This is a genomic window from Streptomyces sp. NPDC048606 (assembly GCF_040650855.1).
Taxonomy (GTDB): Bacteria; Actinomycetota; Actinomycetes; order Streptomycetales; family Streptomycetaceae; genus Streptomyces.
Map to the genome: position 1 here is coordinate 20,162 of NZ_JBEZIB010000019.1, position 24,680 is coordinate 44,841.

General features: G+C 73.0%; 21 protein-coding genes. 4 read left to right on the plus strand and 17 right to left on the minus strand.

Features of this window, described 5'->3' with window-relative positions; translation table 11 throughout:
- Positions 1 to 138 precede the first annotated feature (138 nt).
- The 7 genes from truB to rimP form a co-directional block, all read right to left on the minus strand.
- Positions 139 to 1,047: a tRNA pseudouridine(55) synthase TruB gene (gene truB, locus AB0D01_RS21085; RefSeq protein ID WP_363057402.1), complete on the minus strand. Its 909-nt coding sequence runs from the start codon at positions 1,045 to 1,047 to the stop codon at positions 139 to 141.
- Positions 1,044 to 1,496 carry a 30S ribosome-binding factor RbfA gene (gene rbfA / locus AB0D01_RS21090; protein ID WP_363057404.1) on the minus strand — a complete coding sequence of 151 codons (453 nt, stop codon included), beginning with the start codon at positions 1,494 to 1,496 and terminating at the stop codon, positions 1,044 to 1,046. The genes truB and rbfA overlap by 4 nt, the downstream gene beginning before the upstream one ends.
- A 25-nt stretch (positions 1,497 to 1,521) precedes the next feature.
- Complete coding sequence (locus AB0D01_RS21095) at positions 1,522 to 1,815, minus strand: DUF503 domain-containing protein (protein WP_030227569.1); 294 nt, start codon at positions 1,813 to 1,815, stop codon at positions 1,522 to 1,524.
- A gap of 153 nt (positions 1,816 to 1,968) precedes the next feature.
- Positions 1,969 to 5,064 carry a translation initiation factor IF-2 gene (gene infB, locus AB0D01_RS21100; protein ID WP_363057406.1) on the minus strand — a complete coding sequence of 1,032 codons (3,096 nt, stop codon included), beginning with the start codon at positions 5,062 to 5,064 and terminating at the stop codon, positions 1,969 to 1,971.
- Between the two features lie 149 nt (positions 5,065 to 5,213).
- Entirely contained in the window at positions 5,214 to 5,501 is a 288-nt protein-coding gene (locus AB0D01_RS21105) for a YlxR family protein (protein ID WP_363057408.1), read from the minus strand.
- A gap of 133 nt (positions 5,502 to 5,634) precedes the next feature.
- On the minus strand, positions 5,635 to 6,681 hold the full coding sequence (nusA, locus tag AB0D01_RS21110; protein ID WP_363057410.1) for a transcription termination factor NusA: 1,047 nt from the start codon (positions 6,679 to 6,681) through the stop codon (positions 5,635 to 5,637).
- 2 nt (positions 6,682 to 6,683) lie between these two features.
- Positions 6,684 to 7,214: a ribosome maturation factor RimP gene (gene rimP / locus AB0D01_RS21115; RefSeq protein ID WP_363057412.1), complete on the minus strand. Its 531-nt coding sequence runs from the start codon at positions 7,212 to 7,214 to the stop codon at positions 6,684 to 6,686.
- Between the two features lie 116 nt (positions 7,215 to 7,330).
- Between rimP and AB0D01_RS21120 the strand changes: the two genes are divergently transcribed.
- The 4 genes from AB0D01_RS21120 to AB0D01_RS21135 are packed head-to-tail and all read left to right on the plus strand — an operon-like array spanning position 7,331 to position 10,291.
- Positions 7,331 to 7,963, plus strand: coding sequence for a hypothetical protein (locus AB0D01_RS21120; RefSeq protein WP_363057414.1), 633 nt, complete (start codon positions 7,331 to 7,333; stop codon positions 7,961 to 7,963).
- Positions 7,960 to 8,421, plus strand: coding sequence for a ferritin-like domain-containing protein (locus AB0D01_RS21125; protein WP_363057416.1), 462 nt, complete (start codon positions 7,960 to 7,962; stop codon positions 8,419 to 8,421). The genes AB0D01_RS21120 and AB0D01_RS21125 overlap by 4 nt, the downstream gene beginning before the upstream one ends.
- A 16-nt stretch (positions 8,422 to 8,437) precedes the next feature.
- Positions 8,438 to 9,340: an aminoglycoside phosphotransferase family protein gene (locus AB0D01_RS21130; protein WP_363057418.1), complete on the plus strand. Its 903-nt coding sequence runs from the start codon at positions 8,438 to 8,440 to the stop codon at positions 9,338 to 9,340.
- A gap of 42 nt (positions 9,341 to 9,382) precedes the next feature.
- Positions 9,383 to 10,291 (plus strand): slipin family protein, encoded by a 909-nt coding sequence (locus AB0D01_RS21135; protein WP_363057420.1) that lies wholly within the window; start codon positions 9,383 to 9,385, stop codon positions 10,289 to 10,291.
- A gap of 183 nt (positions 10,292 to 10,474) precedes the next feature.
- On the opposite strand, the gene AB0D01_RS21140 is transcribed toward AB0D01_RS21135, so the two are convergent.
- The 10 genes from AB0D01_RS21140 to AB0D01_RS21185 all read right to left on the minus strand — a co-directional run bounded on the left by AB0D01_RS21140 (position 10,475) and on the right by AB0D01_RS21185 (position 24,630).
- Complete coding sequence (locus tag AB0D01_RS21140) at positions 10,475 to 12,172, minus strand: proline--tRNA ligase (RefSeq protein ID WP_363057422.1); 1,698 nt, start codon at positions 12,170 to 12,172, stop codon at positions 10,475 to 10,477.
- Between the two features lie 42 nt (positions 12,173 to 12,214).
- A complete protein-coding gene (locus tag AB0D01_RS21145; protein ID WP_363057424.1) occupies positions 12,215 to 12,787 on the minus strand; it encodes a GNAT family N-acetyltransferase in 573 nt (190 codons plus the stop codon).
- 71 nt (positions 12,788 to 12,858) lie between these two features.
- Positions 12,859 to 13,719, minus strand: a complete 861-nt coding sequence (locus AB0D01_RS21150) for a GNAT family N-acetyltransferase (RefSeq protein ID WP_363057426.1) — start codon at positions 13,717 to 13,719, stop codon at positions 12,859 to 12,861.
- Positions 13,720 to 13,889: 170 nt separating this feature from the next.
- The gene (gene ispG / locus AB0D01_RS21155; RefSeq protein WP_249768049.1) at positions 13,890 to 15,047 is read right to left on the minus strand and encodes a flavodoxin-dependent (E)-4-hydroxy-3-methylbut-2-enyl-diphosphate synthase; all 1,158 of its coding nucleotides are present in this window, start codon (positions 15,045 to 15,047) and stop codon (positions 13,890 to 13,892) included.
- Between the two features lie 198 nt (positions 15,048 to 15,245).
- Positions 15,246 to 16,547 (minus strand): site-2 protease family protein, encoded by a 1,302-nt coding sequence (locus AB0D01_RS21160; RefSeq protein WP_363057429.1) that lies wholly within the window; start codon positions 16,545 to 16,547, stop codon positions 15,246 to 15,248.
- Positions 16,544 to 17,797 carry a 1-deoxy-D-xylulose-5-phosphate reductoisomerase gene (gene dxr, locus AB0D01_RS21165; protein WP_363057431.1) on the minus strand — a complete coding sequence of 418 codons (1,254 nt, stop codon included), beginning with the start codon at positions 17,795 to 17,797 and terminating at the stop codon, positions 16,544 to 16,546. The genes AB0D01_RS21160 and dxr overlap by 4 nt, the downstream gene beginning before the upstream one ends.
- Before the next feature lie 21 nt (positions 17,798 to 17,818).
- Complete coding sequence (locus tag AB0D01_RS21170; RefSeq protein ID WP_363057433.1) at positions 17,819 to 19,129, minus strand: hypothetical protein; 1,311 nt, start codon at positions 19,127 to 19,129, stop codon at positions 17,819 to 17,821.
- Positions 19,130 to 19,228: 99 nt separating this feature from the next.
- Complete coding sequence (locus tag AB0D01_RS21175; protein ID WP_363057435.1) at positions 19,229 to 21,181, minus strand: acyl-CoA dehydrogenase family protein; 1,953 nt, start codon at positions 21,179 to 21,181, stop codon at positions 19,229 to 19,231.
- Between the two features lie 175 nt (positions 21,182 to 21,356).
- Positions 21,357 to 22,802, minus strand: a complete 1,446-nt coding sequence (locus AB0D01_RS21180; protein ID WP_363057437.1) for an aldehyde dehydrogenase family protein — start codon at positions 22,800 to 22,802, stop codon at positions 21,357 to 21,359.
- A 247-nt stretch (positions 22,803 to 23,049) separates the two neighbouring features.
- Complete coding sequence (locus AB0D01_RS21185; RefSeq protein WP_363057439.1) at positions 23,050 to 24,630, minus strand: PucR family transcriptional regulator; 1,581 nt, start codon at positions 24,628 to 24,630, stop codon at positions 23,050 to 23,052.
- Positions 24,631 to 24,680: the final 50 nt, after the last annotated feature.

Genomic DNA, 24,680 nt, shown 5'->3' on the forward strand with positions numbered 1-24,680 from the left:
GAGCGGTGAGCGGCCTTGGCCGCGCGCTCACCGCTCCACGTCATCGAACACCGGGCCCGGCCGGGGAAGACCGCCCGGCCGGGCGCGGCCCCCGGATCCCGCGGATCCCATGGATCCGGGTGTCGTCCGGGGGTGCGGTCAGACGAAGACCGCGAGCGACTTCGCCTTGCCGCCCTTGCTCTCCACGAGCCCGAGCAGTTGCCCCTGCGGCCCGTAGACGGCGACGGTGCGCCCGTCGCGGTACTCGTCGGGCATCTCGATGCGGACGCCGTTGGCCAGCAGCGAGGCCCGCCGGGCGTCCAGGTCCCACCGCGCGAACGCGGCCGCGGCCGCCTCGCCGATCGGCATGACGGTGAGCTCCTCCTGGAGCTGGTCCAGGGTGCGCGCGCGGTCGAGCTTGTACGGGCCCACGCGGGTGCGGCGCAGCGCCGTCAGGTGTCCGCCCACGCCCAGGTCGGCGCCCAGGTCGCGGGCGAGGGCCCGGATGTAGGTGCCGCTGGAGCAGACCACGGAGACGACGAGGTCGACGACCTTGGTGCCGTCCTCGGCCTCGGCCCCGCGCATGTCGTAGACCTGGAACGACGAGATGGTCACCGGCCGGGCCGGGATCTCGAAGTCCTCGCCGTCGCGGGCGCGCTTGTAGGACCGCACGCCCTTGATCTTGATGGCGCTGACCTTGGACGGGACCTGCATGATCTCGCCGGTCAGCTTGGCGATCCCGGCGTCGACGGCGTCCCGGGTGACCCCGGAGGCGTCGGCGGAGCCGGTGATCTCGCCCTCCGCGTCGTCCGTGAGGGTGTACTGGCCGAGACGGATCGTCCCGAGGTACTCCTTCTCGGTCAGCGCGAGGTGGCCGAGGAGCTTGGTGGCCTTCTCGACGCCGAGGACGAGGACTCCCGTCGCCATCGGGTCGAGGGTGCCGGCGTGGCCCACGCGGCGGGTCTTGGCGATCCCGCGCATCTTGGCGACCACGTCGTGCGAGGTGAAGCCGGACGGCTTGTCGACGATGACCAGGCCGTCCGGCGTCTTTGCTGCGTCGGTGCTCATTCCGCGGCTGCGTCCTCGTCGTCCTCGTCGCCCGGCTTCTTGTACGGGTCGGCCTCGCCGGCGTACTGGGCGCCGGAGGAGACCTCGCGCACCTGGGCGTCGGAGGCGCGCGCCTTGTCGAGGAGGTCCTCGATGGTGCGGGCGTTCTCCGGGAGGGCGTCCGCGACGAAGGTCAGGGTGGGGGTGAACTTGGTCCCCGCCGCCCGACCGACCGCGGAGCGCAGCACGCCCTTGGCGCTCTCCAGGCCCGCCGCCGCGCTGGCCCGGTCCTCGTCGTCGCCGTAGACCGTGTAGAAGACCGTGGCCTCCCGCAGGTCGCCGGTGACCCGGGTGTCCGTGATGGTCACGTGCGTACCGAGACGGGGGTCCTTGACGCCGCGCTGCAGCTTCTCGGCCACCACCTCCCGGATGAGGTCCGCCAGCTTCTTCGCCCGCGCATTGTCGGCCACTGGTCCGTCTCCTTATTCCTTGCAGTCAGTCTTCATCACCGTGGAACCTGCGTCTCACCGACAGCAGCTCCACTTCCGGACGTGCCGCGACCAGCCGCTCGCAGCGGTCCAGTACGTCCGACACGAACCCCGCGTCCCCACTGACCAGGGCCACCCCTATACGGGCCCTGCGGTGCAGATCCTGGTCGCCCACCTCGGCCGCGCTCACGGAGAACTTGCGTTGGAGCTCGGCGACGATGGGTCGGACGACGGAGCGCTTCTCCTTCAGCGAATGGACGTCGCCGAGGAGCAGATCGAAGGACAGAGTCCCCACGTACATGCAGTTCCGGATGTCCCGCCGGTTCGGGTTAGGTGGCCTGCCGGCCGACGCGCGGCAGGGTCACCAGAACCGTACACGCAACGGCCGGGGCCGATCGACGGATATTCCGCCGACCGGCCCCGGGGTTACGACACGGTGCGATGTGCCTCGCGCTTACGCGCGGGGCTTCTCGCGCATCTCGTACGTCGCGATGACGTCGTCGACCTTGATGTCGTTGAAGGAACCGAGGTTGATACCACCCTCGAAGCCCTCGCGGATCTCGGTGACGTCGTCCTTGAAGCGGCGCAGACCCGAGATGGTGAGGTTCTCGGCGATGACCTTGCCATCGCGCAGGAGCCGCGCCTTCGTGTTGCGCTTGACCTCGCCGGAGCGGATGAGGACACCCGCGATGTTGCCCAGCTTGGACGAGCGGAAGATCTCGCGGACCTCCGCCGTACCGAGCTCGACCTCTTCGTACTCCGGCTTGAGCAGACCCTTGAGGGCCGCCTCGATCTCCTCGATGGCCTGGTAGATCACCGAGTAGTAGCGGACGTCGACGCCCTCGCGGTCCGCCATCTGCGCGGCACGGCCGACAGCGCGGACGTTGTAGCCGATGACGATGGCGTCGGAGCCCATCGCCAGCGAGATGTCGGACTCGGTGACCGCACCCACACCGCGGTGCAGGACGCGGATGTCGACCTCTTCGCCGACGTCGAGCTGGAGCAGCGAGGACTCCAGGGCCTCGACCGCACCGGACGAGTCGCCCTTGATGATGAGGTTGAGTTCCTGGACCAGACCGGCCTTGAGCACGGAGTCGAGGTCCTCGAGGGACACGCGACGGACGCGCTTGGCGAAGTTGGCGTTGCGCTCACGCGCAGCACGCTTCTCGGCGATCTGACGGGCGGTGCGGTCCTCGTCGACGACGAGGAAGTTGTCGCCGGCGCCGGGGACGTTGGTGAGACCCAGGACCAGGACGGGGGTCGAGGGACCCGCTTCCTCGATGTTGTTGCCCTTGTCGTCGAGCATGGCGCGCACACGGCCGTAGGCGTCGCCCACGACCATCGTGTCGCCGACGCGGAGGGTACCGCGCTGGACGAGGACGGTGGCGACGGCACCGCGGCCGCGGTCGAGGTGGGACTCGATCGCAATACCCTGAGCGTCCTGCTCGGGGTTGGCGCGCAGGTCGAGCGAGGCGTCGGCGGTGAGGACGACGGCCTCCAGCAGGGAGTCGATGTGCAGACCCTGCTTGGCGGAGATGTCGACGAACATCGTGTCGCCGCCGTACTCCTCGGCGACCAGACCGAACTCGGTGAGCTGACCGCGCACCTTGACCGGGTCGGCACCCTCGACGTCGATCTTGTTGACCGCGACGACGATCGGGACGCCGGCGGCCTTGGCGTGGTTCAGCGCCTCGATCGTCTGCGGCATGACGCCGTCGTTGGCCGCGACCACGAGGATCGCGATGTCGGTCGACTTCGCACCGCGGGCACGCATGGCGGTGAACGCCTCGTGACCCGGGGTGTCGATGAAGGTGATCTTGCGGTCTTCGCCGTTGACCTCGGTGCCCACCTGGTAGGCACCGATGCCCTGGGTGATGCCACCGGCCTCGCCCGCGACGACGTTCGTCTTGCGGATGGCGTCGAGCAGGCGGGTCTTACCGTGGTCGACGTGACCCATGACGGTGACGACCGGCGGACGCGGCATGAGGAATTCCTCGCCGCCCTCGTCCTCGCCGAACTCGATGTCGAAGCCCTCGAGGAGCTCGCGGTCCTCCTCCTCCGGGCTGACGATCTGAACGACGTAGTTCATCTCGTCGGCGAGGAGCTGGAGGGTCTCGTCGGAGACGGACTGCGTGGCCGTGACCATCTCGCCGAGGTTCATCATCACGGCGACGAGCGACGCCGGGTTGGCGTTGATCTTCTCCGCGAAGTCGGTGAGGGAGGCACCGCGCGACAGGCGCACGGTCTCGCCGCCACCGCGCGGCAGCATCACGCCGCCGACCGACGGGGCCTGCATGGCCTCGTACTCCTGGCGACGCTGGCGCTTGGACTTGCGACCACGACGGGCCGGACCGCCGGGACGGCCGAAGGCACCCTGCGTGCCACCACGGGCACCGGGACCACCGGGACGCCCGCCGAAGCCGGGACGACCGCCGCCACCGGCACCGGCCGGACCGCCGCCGAAGCCGCCACCACCCGGACGCGGGCCGCCGAAGCCGCCACCGGCCGGACGCGAGCCCGGACCGGCCGGACGACCGGCGAAGCCGCCGCCGGGACGACCCGCGCCGCCACCGGGACGGGGACCACCGGCACCGGGACCACGGCCACCGGGGCCGCCGCCGGGACGGGGACCGGGACCACCGGCAGCGGGACGCTGCGGCATCATGCCCGGGTTCGGACGGTTGCCACCGGGGGCACCACCGGGACGCGGGGCGCCGCCCTGCGGACGGGGCATGCCGCCCGGGGTCGGACGGGCGCCGCCGGGACCCTGCGGACGCGGAGCGCCGCCGGGACCACCCTGCGGGCGCGGGGCACCCTGGCCGCCACCGGCGCCGGGGGCGCCGGGACGCGGAGCGCCGGCCGGACGGGGCGCCTGCGGGCGCGCCATGCCGGTCGAGCCGCCGGAGGTGAAGGGGTTGTTGCCCGGACGGGGACCGGCCGGACGGGCACCACCGGGACGCGGGGCCTGGGCGCCACCGGGGCGCGGGGCCTGGGCACCGGGGGTGGCACCGGCCGGGCGCGGGGCGCCGGGACGGGCGCCGGGCTGACCCTGGGCCGCCGGACGCTGCTGCGTCGGACGGGGACCGGGGGCCGCGGCGGGACGCGCGGGGGCGGCCGGGGCCGCCGGGGGCGCGGAGAACTCGGTCGCCACGGGGACCGCCGGAGCGGGCTTCGGGGCGGCCGGAGCCTTGGGACCGGGACGCGGGCCGGGGGCGGCGGGCGTCACGGGAGCTGCGGCCGGGGCCTCGGCAGCGGCCGGCTTGGGGGCCGGTGCGCCAGGCTTCGGGGCAGCGGGACGTGCCGCGGCGGCCGGGGAGGGCGCCGCGGGCTTGGCGGGCGCGGCCTTGCGGGGCGCGCCGGGCTTCGCAGCGGACTTGCCGGCGTTGCCGCCGGGCCCCTGCAATGCGTCGGTCAGCTTGCGTACAACGGGCGCCTCGATCGTCGAGGACGCCGAACGGACGAATTCACCGAGTTCTTGGAGCTTGGCCATGACGACCTTGCTCTCCACCCCGAACTCCTTGGCGAGTTCGTATACCCGGACCTTAGCCACTTCGCTCCTTTTAGGTCCGGGTTACGCCGGACCGTCGCTACTTCATGGGCGTACTCATCGCGTACTCATCGAGTGCTCATCGCAATCTCGACCTACTTCCAACTCGCGAGGTACCTGACCGCACGGGGGTATCCGTGCCGTACTTCTTCTTACGGTGTCGCCTCGGCCGTGACGGCCAGGGCTGCGCGCAGTTCCGTCGTGTCGAGCGCTCCTGCGGACCGAAGGGCCCGGGGGAACGCTCTGCGGCGGACCGCCTGGTCGAGGCAGACCGCGGCGGGGTGCACATAGGCACCCCGGCCGGGCAGCGTACCGCGATGATCGGGGACGCATTGGTCCTCGATCGCCACGATGCGCAGCAGATCGCTCTTGGCCGCTCGCTCCCGACACCCCACACAGGTGCGTTCGGGGCATGCGCGGGCTTGCGTCCGGCCAGACACGCCTAAGTCTACCTCCCCGTACCGACCTCACCCCTTCAGGTGAAAAATCGAACGGATGTCGTTGTGATCCAGGAGGGACTCCCGGCATCGGGAGTCCCTGTCTACCGGCCGGAAACCTCCGGTCGGTAGTGATTTATTCCCGACCCCGGTATCCGCCGCGGTCGGCGTCGCGACCACCGTCACGGCCGCCGTCCTCGTCCGAGGGGACCTCGGTGTCGGGGCGGATGTCGATGCGCCAGCCGGTGAGGCGGGCGGCGAGGCGGGCGTTCTGGCCCTCCTTGCCGATCGCCAGCGACAGCTGGTAGTCGGGCACGGTCACGCGGGCCGAGCGGGAGTCCCAGTCGACGACCTCGACCTTGCTCACCCGAGCGGGCGACAGGGCGTTGGCCACCATCTCCGCCGGGTCGTCCGACCAGTCGACGATGTCGATCTTCTCGCCGTGCAGTTCGGCCATGACGTTGCGCACGCGGCTGCCCATCGGGCCGATGCAGGCGCCCTTCGGGTTGAGGCCCGAACGGGTGGACCGGACGGCGATCTTGGTGCGGTGACCGGCCTCGCGGGCGATCGCCGAGATCTCGACGCTGCCGTCGGCGATCTCGGGGACCTCCAGCGCGAACAGCTTCTTCACCAGGTTCGGGTGGGTGCGCGACAGGGTCACGGACGGACCGCGCACGCCCTTCGCCACGCGCACCACGTACGCCTTCAGGCGGAGCCCGTGCGGGTACTCCTCGCCGGGGACCTGCTCCTGCACGGGCAGGATGGCCTCCAGCTTGCCGATGTCGACGAGGACGTTCTTGGGGTCCTTGCCCTGCTGGACGACACCGGTGATGACGTCGCCCTCGCGGCCGGCGAACTCGCCGAAGGTCAGGTCGTCCTCGGCGTCGCGCAGACGCTGGAGGATCACCTGCTTGGCGGTCGTCGCGGCGATGCGCCCGAAGTCCGACGGCGTGTCGTCGAACTCCTTGGGCTCCTGACCCTCTTCGAGGTCCCTCGGGTCCTCGGTCGCCCACACGACCACGTGACCGTTGGCGCGGTCCAGCACGACACGCGCGCGCCGGAAGCTCCCCTCGGTGCGGTGGTACGCGATGAGGAGGGCCGACTCGATCGCCTCGACGAGCAGGTCGAAGGAGATCTCCTTCTCCCGGACCAGACCCCGCAGGGCACTCATGTCGATGTCCACGGCTACGCCTCCTCTTCTTTCTGCATGCCGCTCTTGTCTTTGCGGTTGAACTCGATCTCGACACGCGCCCTGGCGATGTCGGTGAACGCGACGCGGCGGGCGGTCGCCTTGCGGCCCTTCACGCCCGGAACCTCGAGGTCCATGCCCTCGTCGTCGACGCCGAGGATGCGGGCGATCAGTTCCTCGCCCTTGTCGCCCTTGTCGCCCTCGACGGACAGCTGGAACTTCACGAGTCGGCCCGTGGCCCGGACGTAGTGACGGTGCTCGGTGAGCGGGCGGTCCGCGCCCGGGGAGCTGACTTCGAGCTGGTACTCGTCCTCGCCCATCACGTCGGTCTCGTCGAGCTTGTCGGAGATCTCACGGCTCAGCTCGGCGCAGAGGTCCAGGTCGAGGCCCTCGTCGGAATCGACGATGATGCGCAGCATCCGGCGGCGGCCTGCCTTGGACAGTTCGATGTCCTCGAGGTCCAGGCCCTTGGCGGTGACGAGCGGCTCCAGCAGTCCGCGCAGCCTGTCGCTCTGGGTGGTGCTCATCCGGGTGACTCCTCGGCCGCGTCTGCTGTTGTCGTTTTCCGTCGCGTGTCAGGTCAAAGGGTATCCGGTCGCGGAGGGTGTTGCCGTCCGCGCCGAGCCCGACGCCCCCGGGTACCGTGATCACACCCTGCCCCGACATCACCCCCGAGGACGTCGCCGTGCCCTGGACCCTGCCCTTGAGGCCCTCGCGAAGGAGCCTGCTCGTCGGAGCCGCCGGTGTGGCCGGGGCCGCGTTGACCACCGGGTGTACCGGCGGGGGCGGCGCGTCCGGGACCGACTCCGCCGTCGCGCTCGAACGGCGGATGCGGGAGGGGGCGGTGCGTGACAGCGAACGGTTGCTGGAACGTTACGACACCACTCTGACGGCGCATCCGTCGCTCGCCGAACGCCTCGCGCCGCTGCGTGCCGCGGTCGCCGCGCACGCCTCGGCGCTGGCCTTCCCGGCCCCGAAATCGAACACCTCGGCCTCGCCCGGCGCGGCGGCCGGGGCCTCCCCGCACGCCTCGACCCCGCCGTCGGCCGGCGCCTCCGGCGGCTCCCCCGGCGCCCCGGCGAGCCGCGAGCCCGTGCCCCCGCAACCGGCGGAGGCCCTGAGCGCCCTGGCCGACGCCGAGCGGAGCCTGTCCGAGGCCCGGACCATCGCGCTGGCCGGCGCCCCCGGGGAACTGGCCCGGATGTTGGCCTCGGTGGCGGCGTGCGGCGCCGTCCACGCGTACCTGCTCACCACGAACCCCGGAGCCGCCTCGTGAAGCGCGCACCCTCCCCCGCCGTGAACCGGCCCCTCCAGGCGGCCCAGGCCGCGCTGGCCGCCGAACACGCGGCGGTGTACGCGTACGGGGTCATCGGTGCCCGCAGCGCCGCCGCCCGGGCGGGCGAGGCCCGGGAGGCCCACGGGGCGCACCTCGCGCGCCGTGACGCGCTCACCCGTACGGTCCGTGAGCTGGGCGGCGCGCCGCAGCCGAGCGAGGCGGCGTACACGCTGCCGTTCGAGCTGCGTTCCCCGGCCGACACCGAGCGGCTGGCCGCCGAGATCGAGGACCGGGTGGCGGGGGCGTACTCCGATCTCGTCCGGTCGGCGGACGGCCGGTTGCGCCGCGAGGCGGCCGACGCGCTGAGCGCCGCGGCCGTCCGCGCGGCACGCTGGCGCGGGGTCGGCGTAGCCTTCCCTGGGCTCACGGAACGTTCGGAGCGAGCCCGGCACAGCTGAAAGGGACCACGCACGCATGGCTTTCGAACCGCCCCAGCGACTCGTACGGGCGCTCGGCGAGCTGCCGGAGACGACGCGGGACACGGAGTGGCTGGGGCGGTTGCCCGAGCTGGCCGAGGAGGCGCTCGGGCGACGCGAGGTGGTGGCCCAGCGGGTCCAGGCCCCGGGCGGTCGCAGCAGCCTGCTGCTCCTCGTGCGCTACGCCGACGGCACCCCGGCCGCGCTGAAGATGGCCCCTCCGGGGGCCCGGCCGGACCGTGAGCTGGCGGCGCTGGCGCACTGGGGCGGGTTCGGCGCGGTACGGGTCCTCGACTCGCGCCACCACGAGCGGGACGGGGCCGTCCTGCTGGAACGGCTGCACCCCGAGGTGTCCCTGCGCTCGCTGCCGGAGGCGAAGGCCCTGCTGGAGGCGTGCGGCACGCTGCGACGGCTGTGGGTGGAGCCGCCGGCCGGGCACCCCTTCGAGTCGGTGGCGGATCGTACGGCCGCCCAGTGCGCGGCCCTGCGCGCGGCGCCGCCGGAGCTGCGGGGCCTGGCGGACACGGCGATGGCGCTGCGGGAGGAGCTGACGGCGCGGCCCGGCGAGGAGCTGCTCCTGCACGGCAACTTCCGGCAGGGCAAGGTGCTGGCGGGCGAGCGCGCGCCGTGGCTGACGGTGGGCCCGGAGCCGGTGGTCGGCGAGCGGGCCTACGACCTGGCGCGGCTGGTCCGTGACCGGGTGGAGGACCAGGTCGCCACCTCGGCGGGGGCGGCCGGCGCGCGTCGGCGGGTGAACAGGCTCGCGGACTCGCTGGAGGTGGACCGCGACCGGCTGCGGGGCTGGACGGTGTTCCGGGCGGTGGAGTCCGGCAACCGGGCGCTGGCGGCCGGACGGCGGCGGGACGCGGAGCTGTTGCTGGAGTTCGCGGCCTGGTTGTAGGGCATACCGTAGGTAGGAAGACATGCCCGGCAGGGGGCCGTCATGGTCGAAGAACTCCTGGCAGCGGGAATCGCCGCCGCGGCGGGTGTCGCGGTGTACCTGGGCGCAGCCGCCCGGGTGGTGAAGCAGTACGAGCGCGGCGTGGTGTTCCGCTTCGGTCGGGTGCGGGCGGGCGTGCGGCCGCCGGGGTTCACGATGATCGTCCCGGTGGTGGACCGGCTGCGGAAGGTGAACCTGCAGATCGTGACGTTGCCCGTGCCGGCCCAGGAGGGCATCACCCGGGACAACGTCACGGTGCGGGTGGACGCGGTCGTGTACTTCAAGGTGGTCGATCCCGCGAGCGCGATCATCGAGGTGGAGGACTACCGCTTCGCGGTCTCGCAGATGGCGCAGACCTCGTTGCGGTCGATCATCGGCAAGTCGGACCTCGACGACCTGTTGTCGAACCGGGAGAAGCTGAACCAGGGCCTGGAGCTGATGATCGACAGTCCGGCGATGGGCTGGGGCGTGCAGATCGACCGGGTCGAGATCAAGGACGTGTCCCTGCCGGAGACGATGAAGCGGTCGATGGCCCGTCAGGCGGAGGCGGACCGCGAGCGGCGGGCGCGGGTGATCAACGCGGACGCGGAGCTGCAGGCGTCGAGGAAGTTGGCGGAGGCGGCGGAGGTCATGTCGGAGCAGCCGGCCGCGCTCCAACTGCGGCTGCTCCAGACGGTGGTGGCGGTGGCCGCGGAGAAGAACTCCACGCTGGTGCTGCCGTTCCCGGTGGAGCTGTTGCGCTTCCTGGAGCGTGCGGCGCCGGCGGGGCACGAGGCGCCTTCCGGGCCGCACCGCGGGCCCGACTCCGCCGAGGGGGCCGGTACGCCGCCGCCGCTGCCGGCCCCGGATCCGGATCGGGGACCGGCGGCGACGGACGGCCCGGGCGACCGGCCGGGGCGTCTGAGCGCCTGAGCCCTACCGGGAGCCCGCGGATCGCCGGAGCCAGGGGTCGCCGGAGCCCAGGGCCGCCAGGGCCCAGGGTTCGCCGGGAGCCCGGAAGCCGCGCGGAGCCCATGGGTGGCCGAGGCCCAGGGGTCGCCAGGCCCACGGGTCGCCGAGGGCCAGGGCTTCGCCGGGGGCTCCCGGGGCTCCGGGCTATCGGTTCAGGCGGGCCAGGGCTTCGGCCAGGGGGAGTTCCTCGCGGGTCCCCGTGGGGCGGTGCTGGAGTTCGACGATGCCGTCGGCGGCGCGGCGGCCTGCGACGAGGATCCACGGCACGCCGATCAGTTCCGCGTCGGTGAGCTTGACGCCCGGGGAGAGGCCCGCGCGGTCGTCCAGCAGCACCCTCTTCCCGGCGGCGGCCAGCGCGTCGGCGGCCTCCTCGGCCAGGGCCAGCGGTACGGCCTTGCCGGCCGCGACCACGTGCACGTCGGCGGGGGCCACCTCGGCGGGCCAGCACAGGCCCCGGGCGTCGGCGGTCTGTTCGGCGAGGGCGGCCACGGCCCGGGAGACGCCGATGCCGTAGGAGCCCATGGTGACGCGGACGGGCTTGCCCTCCCGGCCGAGCACGTCGAGGCCGAAGGCGTCCGCGTACTTGCGGCCCAGCTGGAAGATGTGGCCGACCTCGATCGCCCGGTCCAGTCGCAGGCCCGCGCCGCAGGAGGGGCAGGGGTCGCCGGGCTCGACGACGACCACGTCGAGGTGGCGGTCCACCTCGAAGTCGCGGCCGCACACCACGTTGCGGGCGTGGGTGTCGGGGCGGTTGGCGCCGGTCACCCAGGCGGTGCCGGGGGCGACGCGGGGGTCGGCGAGGTAGGGCACCTTGTCCAGGCCCTGCGGGCCCACGTAGCCGCGTACGAGGTCGGGACGGTCGGCGAAGTCCTCGGCGGTGACCAGTTCGACGACCGCGGGCGCGAGGTGTTCGGCGAGCTTGCCGAGGTCGACCTCGCGGTCACCGGGGACGCCGACGGCCGTGATCTCGCCGTCGACCTTGACCAGGAGGTTCTTCAGAGTGGCGGAGGCCGGGACGTCCAGCAGGGCGGCCAGGGACTCGATGGTGGGGGTGTCGGGGGTGTCCAGCTCCTCGACGGGGCCGTGGTCCGCGCTCACGGGCCGCAGGGCGAAGGTGACGGCCTCGGTGTTGGCGGCGTAGCCGCAGGAGGGGCAGTCGGCGAAGGTGTCCTCGCCGGCGGCGGCGGGGGCGAGGAACTCCTCGGAGGCGGAGCCGCCCATGGCGCCCGACACGGCCGAGACGATCCGGTGGTCCAGGCCGAGCCGCTCGAAGATCCGCACGTACGCCTCGCGGTGGAGGCGGTAGGACTCGGCGAGGCCCTCGTCGGAGGTGTCGAAGGAGTAGGAGTCCTTCATCTGGAACTCGCGTCCGCGCAGCACCCCGGAGCGGGGGCGGGCCTCGTCGCGGTACTTGGTCTGGATCTGGTAGAGCATCACGGGCAGGTCCTTGTAGGACGTGCACTGGTCCTTCACCAGGAGGGTGAAGATCTCCTCGTGGGTGGGGCCGAGCAGGTAGTCGGCGCCCTTGCGGTCCTTCAGGCGGAACAGCAGGTCGCCGTACTCGCTCCAGCGTCCGCTGACCTCGTACGGTTCCCGGGGCAGCAGGGCGGGGAGCAGCACCTCCTGGGCGCCGATGGCGTCCATCTCCTCGCGGACGATCCGTGCGACGTTGTCCAGGACCCGCTTGCCGAGCGGCAGCCAGGTCCAGACGCCCGCCGAGCTGCGGCGGACGTAGCCGGCGCGGACGAGGAGACGGTGGCTGAGGGTCTCGGCGTCGGCCGGGTCCTCCCTCAGGGTCCTGGCGAGGAGGCGGGACATGCGCTGCACGTGTTGCGTAGACATGTCGGGAGGCTACCGGGGGCGCGGCGGAGCCCGGAAACGGTTTCAGGGCCTGCGCAGGGGCAGGGGGGCGCCCATGACGGCGTACGGGAGGCTCGCGCTCGGGAAGAGGACCTTGCGGGCCAGGTCGGTGTAGCCGAGTGCGGTGTACAGGCAGCGGGCCGGGCTGTCGGTGTCGATGGCCGAGAGGATCGAGCGGGTCTGGGCGGCTCCGTCGGTGATGCGGGTGATGAGGGCGCGGCCGACGCCGCGGCCCTGGAAGCCGGGGTGGACGTGGAGTTCGGTGATGACGAAGGAGTCGTCGAGCCAGCCGTCCTCGCCGCGGGCGCGCAGGTAGGGCTCGACGATGGTGGACCACCAGTGGGTGCGGTCGTTGGGCATGCCGTAGACGAAGCCGGCGAGGGCGCCGTCCTCGGTGAAGGCGCCGAGGGCGCGGGCGCCGGGCGAGGTCATGTGGCGCTGGACGATGTAGCGCCGGATGCCGACCTCCTCCTCGCTGAGTCCGAAGGCCACGGCCTGGACGCGCAGGGCCTCGTCCACGCGGGCGGCGAGGTCCAGGGGGCCGATGCGGAGGCCGGCGGGCCGGGCGGGGTCGTCGCCCGCGGGAGGAGGCAGCATGCGGCGACCTTACTGCGGGGTACCGCCGCTCCGGTACGGGTGCGGGGCCGAAAGCGGCCACGGGCCGGGGGTCAGAACAGGACGCTCATGAAGGCGCCGACCTCGCGGAAGCCGACGCGGCGGTAGGCGGCGCGGGCGGCGGTGTTGAAGTCGTTGACGTAGAGGCTGACCACGGGTGCCACGTCGCGCAGGGCGTAGGCGACGACGGCGGCCATGCCGGTCTCGGAGTGGCCCCGGCCGCGGAACTCGGGGTCGACCCAGACGCCCTGGATCTGGCAGGCGCGGGAGGTGGCGGCGCCGATCTCCGCCTTGAAGACGACCTTGCCGTCCTCGATGCGGGCGAAGGAGCGGCCCGAGCCGACGAGCTCGGCGACCCGGGCCTGGTAGAGGAGGCCGCCGTCGCCGGCGAGCGGGGAGATGCCGACCTCCTCGGTGAACATGGCCACGCAGGCGGGCATGATCAGGTCCATCTCGTCCTTGCGGACGCGGCGGACGAGGGGGTCGGCGGTGATCTCGGCGGACGGCCGGTCCATGGTCATGAGGGGCTGGTGGGAGCGGACGTCGCGGGCCGGTCCCCAGCTGGGTTCCAGGAGCTTCCACAGCAGTCGGGTGGCCTCGGCGGGGCCGACGATGGAGGAGCAGCGCCGGCCGGTGCGGCGGGCGCGGTCGGCGAAGGCGCGGACGGCGTCGGGGCCGGCGCAGACGGGGACGAGGTTGGCTCCCGCGTAGCACAGGGCGCGCAGCTCGCCGTCGGCGTACCAGCCCCACATCTCGCCGCCCAGGCGCCAGGGGTCGAGCCCGGCGACCTGGACCCGGGAGGTGACGAACGCGTTCTCGACCGGCTCGCGTCCGAGGATGTCGAGCGCGGCGTCGAGATCACTGGGTTCAAGGACCCGGGTGGTGGTCTGCGTCAACACTGGGGGCCTCACCATGCAAGTCCGCTGATCTCCGCACTGTACCCGCCCGGACCTGAGGATGCCTGGTCCCACGGGTCACGAAAGGGCCCCGAACCCGCCCGCGAGCTGCGGGAACGGGGCCGGGGCCCGTTCGGTGGCCGGGGTCGCCCGGCGGCCTCGACGGCCCCGGCGACCCTCGGGTCGTGTCAGACGCCGATGGCGACGGTGGGCTCGCCGGAGGCGACGCCGTCCTTCTCCATCTGCTCGGCGATCTTCATCGCCTCTTCGATGAGGGTCTCCACGATCTTCGACTCGGGGACGGTCTTGATGACCTCGCCCTTCACGAAGATCTGGCCCTTGCCGTTGCCGGAGGCGACGCCGAGGTCGGCCTCACGGGCCTCGCCGGGGCCGTTGACGACGCAGCCCATGACGGCGACGCGCAGCGGGACCTCCATGCCCTCCAGGCCGGCGGTCACCTCTTCGGCGAGCTTGTAGACGTCGACCTGGGCGCGGCCGCAGGAGGGGCAGGAGACGATCTCCAGGCGGCGCGGCTTGAGGTTGAGGGACTCCAGGATCTGGATGCCGACCTTGACCTCCTCGGCCGGCGGGGCCGAGAGGGAGACGCGGATGGTGTCGCCGATGCCCTCGGAGAGCAGCGCGCCGAAGGCGACGGCGGACTTGATGGTGCCCTGGAAGGCGGGGCCGGCCTCGGTGACGCCGAGGTGCAGCGGGTAGTCGCACGCGGCGGCGAGCTGCCGGTAGGCGTTGACCATGACGACCGGGTCGTTGTGCTTGACCGAGATCTTGATGTCGCTGAAGCCGTGCTCCTCGAAGAGGGAGGCTTCCCACAGCGCGGACTCGACCAGCGCCTCGGGGGTGGCCTTGCCGTACTTCTTCAGCAGGCGGGCGTCGAGGGAGCCGGCGTTGACGCCGATGCGGATCGGGGTGCCCGCGTCGTTCGCGGCCTTCGCGATCTCCTTGACCTTGTCGTCGAACTGCTTGATGTTGCCCGGGTTCACGCGGACGGCGGCGCAGCCGGCGTCGATGGCGGCGAACACGTACTTGGGCTGGAAGTGGATGTCGGCGATGACCGGGATCTGCGACTTCTTCGCGATGACGGCCAGTGCGTCGGCGTCGTCCTGGGTCGGGCAGGCCACGCGGACGATGTTGCAGCCGGAGGCGGTCAGTTCGGCGATCTGCTGGAGGGTGGCGCCGATGTCGGAGGTGCGGGTCGTGGTCATCGACTGCACCGAGATGGGCGCGTCGCCGCCGACGGCGACCGAGCCGACCTGGATCTTGCGGCTGACCCTGCGGTCGGCAAGCTTCGTCGGCACGGCCGGCATTCCGAGAGAGATGGCAGTCATCTGCTGTGCAACCCCAAGGTGTGGATCGAGGTCCCGATATCGGCGGGCTCCAGCCTTCGAGGTTACGCCAATGAGGGCGTGCCCCTCGCATCCGAGGGGGTGCGCCACCCGAACGTAGGGAGCCGGGCACGAAGCGTGCCCGGCTCCCGGCCGTGGGATGTACGTCGCGCCGGCGGCGGGCCGGTGCGACGCCTCCCGCTAGGTGATCTTGATCGGGTTGACCACGTCGGCCACCAGCACCAACAGCGTGAAGCAGACGAAGACGCCGGCCACCACGTAGGCGGCGGGCATCAGCTTGGCCACGTCGAAGGGGCCGGGGTCGGCGCGGCGGAAGATCCGGGCCACCTGGCGCCGCAGGGACTCCCACAGGGCGCCGGCGATGTGGCCGCCGTCGAGCGGGAGGAGGGGCAGCATGTTGAACAGGAAGAGCGACAGGTTGAACATGCCGAGCACGTTCAGCAGGATCGACGTCTTCTGTTCGCTGGGCAGGTCGAGGGCGGCGATGTCGCCGCTGATGCGGGCCGCGCCGACGATGCCCATCGGGGAGTCGGCCTCGCGCTCGGCGCCGCCGAAGGCCGCGTTCCACAGGGCGGGGACCTTGGCGGGCAGGTTGACGAGGCCCTGGACGCTGCTCTCGACGATGTCGCCGAGGTGGTCGACCGACTCGCCGAAGGACAGGGCGGCGATCTCGTTGCGCGGGCTGAAGCCGAGCCAGCCCGCCGTCACGTACTGGCCCTTGACGTAGCCGCCGTGGCCGTCGCTCTTGGCGACCCGGTTCTCGATCAGGTTCACCGGGACGTCGAGGCGCGCGCCGTCGCGTACGACGGTGACGGTGGCCGGGCCGACGGTGTCGCGGATCTGCTTCTGCAGGGCGGCCCAGTCGGTGACCGCGCGGCCGTCGAAGGCGACGATCCGGTCCTTCGCCATCAGGCCCGCCTGCTTGGCCGGGGCGACGGGGTCGCCGGGCCTGCACTCGTCGCGGTTCTCGCTCTGCTGGATCACGCAGGGCGAGACGCCGGCGATCTCGGTGGTCGTGCGGTTGATCCCGAAGGTCATCCACACGCCGAAGAAGATCGCCAGGGCGAGCACCAGGTTCATGAAGGGGCCCGCGAACATCACGATCACGCGCTTCCAGGGCTTGCGCGTGTAGAACAGCCGGCTCTCGTCCCCGGGCTGGAGCTCCTCGTAGGCCGCCGAGCGGGCGTCCTCGATCATCGAGCGGAACGGCGAGGTGGAGCGTGCCGTGACCTTGCCGTCGTCCCCGGGCGGGAACATCCCGATCATGCGGATGTAGCCGCCCATCGGGATGGCCTTGATCCCGTACTCCGTCTCGCCCTTCTTGCGCGACCAGATGGTCCGGCCGAAGCCGACCATGTACTGGGGCACGCGGATGCCGAAGAGCTTGGCCGTGGAGAGGTGGCCCAGCTCGTGCCAGGCGATGGAGAAGAGCAGCCCGACCACGAAGACGAGCACGCCCAGCAGGGTCAGCAGCAGTGTCATGCGCTCGCCTCCACGGCGGCGCGCGCCGCCATCTCCCGTGCCCGGGCCCTGGCCCAGGTCTCCGCTTCGAGGACGTCCGCGACGGTCAGGGAAGTTCCCGTGTCCGGCGTCCCGTGCTCATCGACCACGGCAGAGACGGTATCCATGATTGCTGTGAACGGCAGCCGACCGGCCAGGAACGCCTCGACGCACTCCTCGTTCGCCGCGTTGAAGACGGCCGGCGCGGTGCCGCCGAGCGTGCCGACGCGGCGGGCCAGGTCCACGGCGGGGAAGGCCTCGGTGTCGAGCGGGAAGAACTCCCAGGTCGACGCCTTGGTCCAGTCGAAGGCGGGGGCGGCGTCCGAGACGCGTACGGGCCAGCCGAGGCCGATGGCGATGGGGCCGCCCATGTCGGGCGGGGTGGCCTGGGCGAGGGTGGAGCCGTCGGTGAACTCGACCATGGAGTGCACGTACGACTGGGGGTGGACGACGACCTCGATGCGGTCGAAGGGGACGTCGTAGAGCAGGTGGGCCTCGATGACCTCCAGGCCCTTGTTGACCAGGGTCGCCGAGTTCACGGTGATGACCGGGCCCATGGCCCAGGTGGGGTGCGCGAGGGCGTCCTGGACGGTGACGGAGGCCAGCTCGGCGCGGGTGCGGCCGCGGAAGGGGCCGCCGGAGGCGGTGACCACGAGCTTGCGGACGTCGGCCCGGGTGCCGGCGGCCAGCGCCTGGAAGAGCGCGGCGTGCTCGGAGTCGACCGGGATGATCTGGCCGGGCTTCGCGAGGGCCTTCACCAGGGGGCCGCCGACGATCAGCGACTCCTTGTTGGCGAGGGCGAGGGTGCGGCCGGCGCGCAGCGCGGCGAGGGTGGGCGCGAGCCCGATGGAGCCGGTGATGCCGTTGAGGACGGTGTGGCAGGGGGAGGCGGCGAGCTCGGTGGCCGCGTCGGGCCCGGCGAGGATCTCGGGCAGCGGCTCGGAGCTCCCGTACTCGGCGCTCAGCGCCTCCTTCAGGGCCGGTACGACGTCCTCGCGGGCGACGGCCACGACCTGGACCCGCAGCCTGCGGGCCTGCTCGGCCAGCAGGGCGACGCGCCCGCCGGCGGCGGACAGCGCGGTGACCCGGAAGCGGTCCGGGTTGCGCAGGGCGAGGTCGATGGCCTGGGTGCCGATCGACCCGGTGGACCCGAGGATGACGATGTCCCGGCGGCCGGCCGCGGCGTCGAAGAGGAGGTGCGGGTCGGCGAGGGGGGCTGGACTGTCGCTCATGCCCCCCATTGTTGCCGCAACTCAGGGCCGCTTGGACACGGAGTCCCCGTCCGTGACGCGGGCCAACAGCTCCGGCAGCGTTCCGGCGAAGTCGGGCAGCGCGCGGGCGGCCCGCCACCAGGCCCGCGCGTCGTCGCCGAGGGCGGCGTCGAACAGCCGGTCGGCCTCGGCGCGGGCGGCGAGGACGGCCGCGGGACGGTCGTGACGGTCGGGGTGGCCGATGTCACCGAGCCACTGGTCCTCGTCCAGCGCCCAGCAGGCGGGGACCTTGTGCCGGACCACGTCGGCGCCGGTCAACAGGCCGCGGTCCAGGCAGTCGCGGACCCAGCGGACGTCCTCCTCGACGGTCTCCATCGGCACGGCCAGGCTCACCAGGGCCAGTTCCCGCTCCCAGGCCCCGGTCGGTTCCGCCGACGCCGCGTCCGGCGCGAGGTGGCGTACGGCGCGGGCCAGCGCGGGGTCGTGGCGGACGGCGCCGGGTGGGGGCGGGGTGCCCGCGGCCAGGGTCCGCGCCAGTTCGGGGAGGGTGCCGCGGAAGGCGGGGGCGCGGCGCGGCAGCTCGGCCCAGAGCCGGGGGTCCTCGCCGAGCAGCGGGCGCAGGACGCGCTGTACGGCCGACTGCATCTCGGCCTGTTCGGGCAGGCTCCAGCGCAGGCCGCGCCCGACGGGGAGGTGGCCGAGCAGCAGGGTGCGGGGGGCCGGGGCCACGCGGGCGACGAGTTCGTCGCAGGTGAGCAGGCCGGTGCGGACGGCGCGGACGGCGGGGCGGTGCCAGTTACGCCCGTACGTCGGCCCCGTGCGCGCGTCCAGGAGCGCCGCGCAGACCTCCCGGGGCAGGGCGCCCACCAGCAGCAGCGCCTCGACGGCGCCGGGCGGCAGGGGGTCGCGGGCGTGCTCGCGCAGCAGCGTCTGCGTGTCGAGCAGGTGGGGTATGCCGAGGAGGGTCAGCGGGACGCGGGGGCGGCGGCCGTGCCGGCGGAGCAGCCGGATCAGCTCGTCCGGGGCGAGGGGGCCCGGGCCCGTCTCCCGCAGGAGTTCCGGGGAGGGTCCGGGCCGGGCGGCGTACCGCGCGGGGCCGGGCAGGCCGGGCAGCGGGCGGCCGACGACGTGCGGGTTGCGGGCGATGTAGTGCCGGTCGGTGTCGGTGCCGTGGCGCAGGAGCAGGGTGACGGCCGAGGCGGGCAGCCACTGGTCGCGGCACAAGTACTTGCGGGTGGTCCCGTCGAGCCGCTCCAGCAGGTCGGCGACGACCTGCTGGGGTGCGTGGCGCAGCAGGTGCGCCACGCACCAGGCCAGCCGTCGGCCGGCCCGGTCCTCCTCGGCCGTCGCCATCGTCCTCATCCGCCTCGTGCCGTTGCCCGTTCCGTACCCGTTCCCGCACGTGCGCTCGTTACTCGTACGTCCGTCCGGGCTGTTGCCGATGATGGCAGGTCAGCGCAGGGGACGGTGCACGTTTTCGTGGGTGGAGGGGCCGGGGGTGGCGTCGGCGATCCACGGGCCGTCGCCCGAGGGGTCGAGGACGCCCTCCTCCAGCCAGGTGTAGACGCCGCCGAGGACCCCTTCGACGACCTTGCGGTCGAGGTCGTCGGTGTTGGCCCACAGTCGGCCGAACAGCTCCTCGACGCGCAGCCGGGACTGCCGGCAGAACGCGTCGGCGAGCTGGTAGGCCTCGCGCCCGTGGTCCCCCGTGGCGCGCAGGTGCTCGGCGCGCACGCAGGCGGCGCTCATCGCGAACAGCTCGGCGCCGATGTCCACGACCCGGCCGAGGAAGCCCTGCTTGGTCTCCATACGGCCCTGCCAGCGGGACATGGCGTAGAAGGTGCTGCGGGCGAGTTTGCGGGCGCCGCGTTCGACGTAGCGCAGGTGGGTGGAGAGATCGGGGTGGCCGCCGGGGTGGAACTCCCGGTAGGTGCCGGGGAGCTGTCCGGCCCCGGTGGCCAGTTGGGGCAGCCAGCGGGCGTAGAACCCGGCGGCGCGGGCGCCCGCCTTCGCCTTGTCCCCCAGGGCCTTGTCGGGGTCGATGAGGTCGCCGGCGACGGAGAGGTGGGCGTCGACGGCCTCGCGGGCGATCAGCAGGTGCATGATCTCGGTGGAGCCCTCGAAGATCCGGTTGATGCGCAGGTCGCGGAGCATCTGTTCGGCGGGGACGGCCCGCTCCCCGCGCGCGGCCAGCGACTCGGCGGTCTCGAAGCCGCGACCGCCGCGGATCTGGACCAGTTCGTCGGCCATCAGGCAGGCCATCTCCGAGCCGTACAGCTTGGCCAGGGCGGCTTCGATGCGGATGTCGTTGCGGTCCTCGTCGGCCATCTGGGAGGCGAGGTCGACGACCGCCTCCAGGGCGAAGGTGGTGGCGGCGATGAAGGAGATCTTCGCTCCGACGGCCTCGTGGCGGGCGACGGGGCGGCCCCACTGCTCGCGTACGGCGGACCATTCGCGGGCGATCTTCAGGCACCACTTGCCGGCGCCCACGCACATGGCGGGCAGCGACAGCCGCCCGGTGTTGAGGGTGGTCAGCGCGATCTTCAGGCCGGCCCCCTCGGCGCCGATCCGGTTGGCGGCGGGGACGCGGACGCGGTGGAAGCGGGTGACGCCGTTCTCCAGGCCGCGCAGGCCCATGAAGGCGTTGCGGTGCTCGACGGTGATGCCCGGGGAGTCGGCCTCGACGACGAAGGCGGTGATGCCGCCCTTGTGTCCCTCGCCCGCGGGCACCCGGGCCATGACCACGAGGAGGTCCGCGACCACGCCGTTGGTCGTCCACAGCTTCACCCCGTCCAGGACGTAGGCGTCCTCCCCGTCGGGCACGGCCGTGGTGGCCAGTCGGGCGGGGTCGGAGCCCACGTCGGGTTCGGTGAGCAGGAAGGCGCTGACGGCGGTCGTGGCGCAGCGCGGCAGCCAGGTGTCCTTCTGCTCCTGGGTGCCGAACATCTTCAGCGGCTGGGGCACGCCGATCGACTGGTGGGCGGAGAGCAGGGCGCCGATGGCGGGGCTGACGGAGCCGACGAGGGCGAGGGCCTTGTTGTAGTAGACCTGCGTCAGGCCGAGGCCGCCGTACTTGGGGTCGATCTTCATCCCGAGGGCGCCGAGCTCCTTGAGCCCGCGCACCGTCTCGTCGGGGATGCGGGCCTCGCGCTCGATGCGCGGACCGTCGATCTCGTGCTCGCAGAACTCGCGCAGCCGGGCCAGGAAGGCCTCGCCGCGCCGGACGTCCTCGTCGGCGGGGAGCGGGTGGGGGTGGATCAGGTCCAGCCGGAACCGTCCGAGGAAGAGTTCCTTGGCGAAGCTGGGCTTGCGCCAGTCCGCCTCCCGGGCCGCTTCCGCGACCTGCCGCGCCTCGCGCTCGGTCACCTTGGGCTGTACGGGCTGTACGGGCTGTGTCGCTGACATCCGGGTGCTCACCTCGCAGCATCGGGGAACTACCGAGCGGTGCTACCTGTGAGTCGTACCCGTTCCGGGCGCGCGGGAAAAGGCCCGGAAGAGTGCCCGGGAAAAGGGGGACGGCCGGAGCCCCCGCACAGTAGGCTCCGGCCGTCGGTCGCAGGACCGGACGAGTGTCGTCCGATCAGATGTCGAGGCCCGTGAGGACCAGGACGCGCTCGTAGGTGTAGTCGTCCATCGCGTAGCGGACGCCCTCGCGGCCCACGCCGGACTGCTTGACGCCGCCGTACGGCATCTGGTCGGCCCGGTAGGAGGGCGCGTCGCCGATGATCACGCCGCCGACCTCCAGCTCGCGGTGGGCCCGGAAGGCCACCTGGATGTCGCGGGTGAAGACGCCGGTCTGCAGACCGAACTTCGAGTCGTTGACGGCGGCGAAGGCCTCGTCGGTGTTCTCGACGCGCTGGAGGGTGAGGACCGGTCCGAAGACCTCCTCGACGGCGAGCGTGACGCCGGCCGGCAGGTCGGCGACGACGGTGGGCTCGTACGAGGCACCCTCGCGCTTGCCGCCGGTCAGCAGCTTGGCGCCGGCCGAGACGGCCTCGTCGACCCAGGCCTCGACGCGCTTGGCGGCGTCCTCGGAGACCAGGGGGCCGACGTCGGTGGCGGAGTCGGAGGGGTCGCCGGTGACCTGGGCGCGGACCTTCTCGACGACCTTCTCGGCGAGGCGGTCGTAGACCGAGGCGTCGGCGATGACGCGCTGCACGGAGATGCAGGACTGGCCGGCCTGGTAGTTCGAGAAGGTCGCGATGCGGGTCGCGGCCCAGTCGAGGTCGGCCTCGGAGGCCCAGTCTGCGAGGACCACGGCGGCGGCGTTGCCGCCGAGCTCCAGGGTGCAGTGCTTGTGGGGCACCGACTGCTGGATGGCGTAGCCGACCTTGTCGGAACCGGTGAAGGAGATGACGGGCAGGCGCTCGTCCTTGACCAGGGCCGGCATCTTGTCGTTGGCGACGGGGAGCACGGACCAGGAACCGGCCGGCAGGTCGGTCTCGGCGAGGAGCTCGCCGAGGATCAGACCGGACAGCGGGGTGGCCGGGGCCGGCTTCAGGATGATCGGCGCGCCGACGGCGATGGCCGGGGCCACCTTGTGGGCGCACAGGTTCAGCGGGAAGTTGAACGGCGCGATGCCGAGGACCGGGCCCTTGACGAAGCGGCGGGTCAGGGCGAGACGGCCGACGCCACCGGCGTCGGTGTCCAGGCGCTGGGCGTCGCCGCCGTTGAAGCGGCGCGCCTCCTCGGCGGCGAAACGGAACACGGACACCGCACGGCCGACCTCACCGCGGGCCCACTTGATCGGCTTGCCGTTCTCCGCGGAGATCAGCTGGGCGATCTCCTCGGTGCGCTCGACGAGACGCTTCGAGACGTGGTCGAGGGCGGCGGCCCGGACGTGGGCGGGGGTCGCGGAGAACTCCGCCGTCACGGCGTACGCCGCGGCCACGGCCTCTTCGACCTGGGCGTCGGTGGGCACGCTGACGGTGCCGACCAGTCGGCCGTCCCACGGGTTGTGGACGTCGAAGCTGTCCTCGCCGGTGGCCTGGCGGCCGGCGAGCCAGAAGGCGTGGGTGGAAGTCATGCGAATCCCGGCCCTTCGAGTGTGTGCGGTGGGTCGTTGTCCCCACCACCGTAGGACTCCACCGGGCTTTCGGTGTTTATCCGGCATGGAGCGGCGCCCGCCCGCCCTGCGCCGCTTTGTCACTGTCGGACGCGCCGGAGGCCGTGCGGGCCGGATCGCGGCGGGCTCCCGCGGCGTCGCGGACGGGCTCGCGGGCGGGCTGACGGACGGGCTCGCGGACGGGCTCGCGACGGGCTCGTGGGCGGCGCTACGGCGTCGCGGAGCCGGCCTTGAGCGCCAGCCACAGCTCCATGCGGACGTCCGGGTCGTCCAGCGAACGGCCGAGGATCTCCTCGACCCGCTTCATGCGGTAGCGCAGGGTGTGCCGGTGCACCCCGAGGTCGGCGGCGGCCGCGTCCCACTGCCCGTGGCGCGAGAGCCACGCCTGGAGGGAGGCCACGAGGTCGCCCCGGCCCGTCGCGTCGTGCTCCCGCAGGGCGCGCAGGGTGCCGTCCGCGAAGGCCCGTACGGCGTCGTCGGCGAGCAGCGGCAGCACGGACCCGGCGGCCAGGTCCTCGTGCTCGACCATCGGCCGCCCGCGCCGCCGGGCCACGGCCAGGGCCTGGTCGGCCTGCTTGAAGGCGGCGGCCACCCCCGCCGGGCCGGCCGGCGCCGACAGGCCGACCACCAGTTCGTCCGGCTCCGGCCCGGTGGCCTCGCGCCCGCGCCGCGACTCCAGGGCCTCCGCGTGGTCGGCGCAGGCCCGCACCGCCGCGCCCCCGTCGGCGGCGAGCACCACCAGCCGGCCGGTGCCGGGCACCACGAGCAGCGTCTCCCCGGTCCGGGCGGCCGCCGACTCCACCGCGTCGGCCAGCAGCGCGAGCCCCTCGGGCTGGGCCGTCCCCGGCAGCGCCGGCTCGGCGACCACGATGCGGAACGGGGCGTCCAGCAGACCCCCGTACAGGTCCCCGGCCACGGTCCGCGCGTGCTCCGCCTGCCCCTCCAGCAGCATCCGCAGGACGGCGGCGCCCAGCCGGGACTCGGCGTCGTGCAGGGCGCGGGAGCGTTCGGTGGTCAGGGTCAGCAGGGCGACGGCGGAGTGCACCGCGTACCGCTCGGCGGTGCCCAGCGGGGCCGCGGTGCCCACGGCGAGCGCGCCGCGCGCCCGGCGGCCGGTGCCCAGCGACTGGAGCTCGACCCGGTCCTCCGCGCCGCCGACCACCGCGCTCGCGGGCGCGGGACGCTCCCGCAGCCGCTCCACGTCGGGGGTCAGGCGGGCGGCCCGGCGGGCGGCCCAGTCGGGCGCGGCCGCGACGACCGCGCCGGAGGTGTCGTAGAGCGCGGCCCAGCCGTGCACGTGGGCGGCGAGCTTCGTCAGCAGGTCGGCGGGGCCGTCGGCCGACAGCGCGGCCCGGGTCAGCTCCCGCTGGGCCTCGAAGCCGGCCGTGACGGCCCGGTACTGATCGGCGGCGAGCGCCGCGGAGACGGCCTTGCTGATCGCGAGGAACGGAGTGCGCCGGGGCACCTCCAGCAGCGGCAGGTCCTCCTCCCGGGCGGCGTGCACCAGTGCTTCGGGGACGGCCTCGTAGTTGACCCCGACGGCGAAGCCGATGCCGACGACCCCGGCCGCCGCGAGGCGCCGTACGTAGCGGCGCATCTCGTCGGGGTCCTCGGCGTCCAGCTTCATGGCGGTGACGAGCAGCAGCTCGCCGCCCTCCATGTAGGGGACGGGGTCGGCGAGCTCGCTGACGTGCGCCCAGCGGACGGGGGTGTCGAGGCGGCCCTCCCCGGCCCGGACGCTGAGCTTGAGCGCCGAGTGCTGGACGAGGGAGGCGAGGGTGAGCGGCATCGGTTACCAGGCGCCTTCAGCGGGAGGGGTGGAACGGGGGCGGTGCGCAT